At 64.9% G+C, this 2837-nt stretch carries 4 protein-coding genes; 2 read left to right on the forward strand and 2 right to left on the reverse strand.

Annotated elements, in window-relative coordinates; genetic code table 11:
* Together cpaB and KAY22_RS27375 are read right to left on the reverse strand one after the other, a co-directional pair.
* Positions 1-678 (reverse strand): Flp pilus assembly protein CpaB (gene cpaB / locus KAY22_RS27370; protein ID WP_296626192.1); only part of this gene is annotated, 678 nt, incomplete at its 3' end.
* A 67-nt stretch (positions 679-745) separates the two neighbouring features.
* Positions 746-1219 (reverse strand): prepilin peptidase, encoded by a 474-nt coding sequence (locus KAY22_RS27375; RefSeq protein ID WP_296626195.1) that lies wholly within the window; start codon positions 1217-1219, stop codon positions 746-748.
* A 48-nt stretch (positions 1220-1267) separates the two neighbouring features.
* Between KAY22_RS27375 and KAY22_RS27380 the strand changes: the two genes are divergently transcribed.
* A complete protein-coding gene (locus KAY22_RS27380) occupies positions 1268-2371 on the forward strand; it encodes an FAD-dependent oxidoreductase (protein WP_296626198.1) in 1104 nt (367 codons plus the stop codon).
* 222 nt (positions 2372-2593) lie between these two features.
* Positions 2594-2837: type II toxin-antitoxin system HicB family antitoxin (locus tag KAY22_RS27385; protein ID WP_296626200.1), on the forward strand; the 244-nt coding region annotated here is incomplete at its 3' end.

Genomic DNA, 2837 nt, shown 5'->3' on the forward strand with positions numbered 1-2837 from the left:
GGTGACCATGCCCGAGTCGTTCCGCCGGTCCTTCCAGGCATACCTCGACGAGCAGTGGTGGCGGCTGGACGCCCCGGTTGAGCTCGGTGGCATGGCCGTGCCCCCGTCGGTGCGCTGGTCCGTCGCCAGTACGCGAAGGTTGCGGATGATCGTCTCGGCGGCCTTGAGCGGCGGACCATCGCCTCCGCCAGGCACTTCCTGGGTGAGCATCAGGTCGACCCGATCGCCCGGAAATACGAATCCGGCGACGCCCGACTGTGCCGATACCGAGATGGTGATCGCCCGCATGCCCGGTCCGAGGGCGGCGGCCAGAAAACCACGATCGCCCGGCTTTACAAGCGCGCCCTGCGTCAGCGGAGCGCCTGCGGTGATCGCGTAGCGGACCACCGAACCGTTGAGTGCGGCGAGGTCGCTCTGCCCTTTGATATAATAGTTGTTGCCCACCAGCTCAGCAGGCCAGCGCTGATAGCGGATGCTTTCGGGGCTGATGATCGTGCCGACCGACAGCGGGCGGATCGCGACGGCGACTTCGGGGCCACTCGCTTGCGGTGCCGCTGCAATCGCCGCAGGTGCAGCCTCCGCTTCGCTTTGTCCGCCGAACATGGAGCGAAAAACGACGGCGGAGATCCCCGCCATCACCAGCGCCATGATCAGAAGCAGCAACTTCCTGGCATCCATCGTTCAAGACCCGTTCTCGCCCGCTTCCGGGCCATAAGGACTGTCCCGAAACGGGACCCCGTCCGGGCTATGCGACCGTTGTGGTTAACAACCCGTTTGCGATCACCCACAGCCCGCCGATCGCGATGGCGACCCCATAGGGCAGTTCGGGTTTCGTGGCGTTGGGGCGCCAGCGCTGTCGCATCAGCATGATGACTGCGATCACCCCGCCCGACAGGGCCATCACCGTAAGCATGGGAAGCAGCGCCTGCGCAGGCAGCCACAGCGCGAGGGCTGCGATCATCTTCACGTCGCCGCCTCCGACCATTCTGAAAAAGAAGAGGGCCGCGAACAGCAGGAACAGTGCGAGTGCCAGGCCGATGCGCAATGCCACGTCGGGCCAGAGGGGCTCGCCGGCCGCCCACCAGAAGGCGATGGCGAAGATCGCGATGGCCGCGTTGAGTTCGTTCGAGATCGTCCGCGTGCGGATGTCCGTCCACGCCGCCATCAGCAGCAGCACGGCCAGGAGAATGCCGAACAGGTCGGGCAATTGTGTGGGCATGGTTAAGAAGGGTAGACGGCCGCGCTTACCAAAATCTAAACGCGGGTCATGAACGAGCCGATCAACAAGGCGGACATCGCGATCGTCGGTGCCGGAATGGCGGGCGCCAGCCTTGCGGCATCACTGGGCAAAGACGCGCGGATCGTGCTGCTGGAGGCCGAGGACATCGCTGGCTACCACAGTACTGGCCGGTCTGCGGCCTTCTGGTCGGAAACCTATGGCGGGCCGGCGGTGCAGCCTTTGACGAGCGCCTCGTTCGACTTTCTTCATTCCGGCGGATTTCTGGGAAATCGTGGTGCAGTGCATCTGGCCGGTCCAGGCGATGACCGTCACCTCGACCGGCTCGAAGCCGAGTTCGCGGGGCGTGTGCGGTTGGAGCGCCTCGACCGGTCCATGCTCGAAGAGCGGATTCCCGGATTGCGGCCCGGCTTCGACGAAGGGCTTGCCGAACCGACCTGCCGGGATATCGACGTCGCCGGGATGCACGCGCATTATCTGGCCGAAGCGCGCCGCGCCGGCGTAGAGTTGAAGACGAACGCCCGCCTGCTCTCGGCCGAGCGGGGCGCCGGCGGATGGCGGCTGCAGACCGCAGCAGGCGAAGTCCGCGCCGACATGCTCGTCAACGCGGCGGGCGCCTGGGCCGACTCCGTGGCGGTCCTGGCCGGCCGGCGACCGATCGGCATTGCCCCTTTGCGCCGGACCATGGTCCAACTGGCGGTAGACCCGGCAACCCGACCGGACATGCCGCTCGTGATGGATGCTGCGGGTCGATATTATTTCAAGCCCGAAGCGGGCGGCCGGCTCTGGCTGTCGCCGCATGACGAAACACCCATCGATCCGTGCGACGTGGCGCCAGAGGAGATCGACGTCGCGCTGGCCATCGACCGATTCCAACATGTCGTCGACTGGTCGGTCACGCGCAAGGAAAGGGCCTGGGCGGGGCTGCGCAGCTTCGCGCCCGATCGGGCTCCCGTCTACGGTCCGTCGGCAGCCGACGACAGCTTCTTCTGGTTTGCGGGGCAGGGCGGGTTCGGCATCCAGACGGCTCCCGCAGCGGCAGCGATCGGGGCAGCGCTTCTGCTTCGCACCCCTCTTCCCGAGTCGCTCGGATCGATCGACCCGAGTCGCTATCTACCACGTCGCTTCGGCTGACCGGGGAAGGGCTATCCATTAGGCTAAGAGCTCTGCCCAAAGGTGTTGCGGGTTGCCGCACTCCGGCCCGCCTTACCCTACGTAACCAACGGTTTCCTGCGTGTTTCACTGCCGATTTTGGCCATTATACGAAGGTCTTACGAGTAATTACCATCCTGTCACGAAGCCCCGTTAACCATAGTCGATAGCCATCGGAGCGAATCCAAAACGGGGTGGCGTAGCATGGGTATTTATCTCAAGGGTCTGGAGCTCTATCCGGCCAGAGTTCATTGCGAAGGCGGCTTCTACCAGGCCGATTTCATCGATATCCCGCACTGCCGCGCCTATGGTTCCTCGGCGATCGAGGCCGAAGTCGCCGCAGCCGAAGTGCTGCAGCAGCATGCGAAGATGCTGGGGCGCTACGGTCGGCATCTACCGCTGCCGTCGATCCCCGCCCGCGAACATCGCCTGCCCGACAGCTATGTTG

Source organism: Rhizorhabdus sp., from assembly GCF_018006725.1.
Classification (GTDB): domain Bacteria; phylum Pseudomonadota; class Alphaproteobacteria; order Sphingomonadales; family Sphingomonadaceae; genus Rhizorhabdus.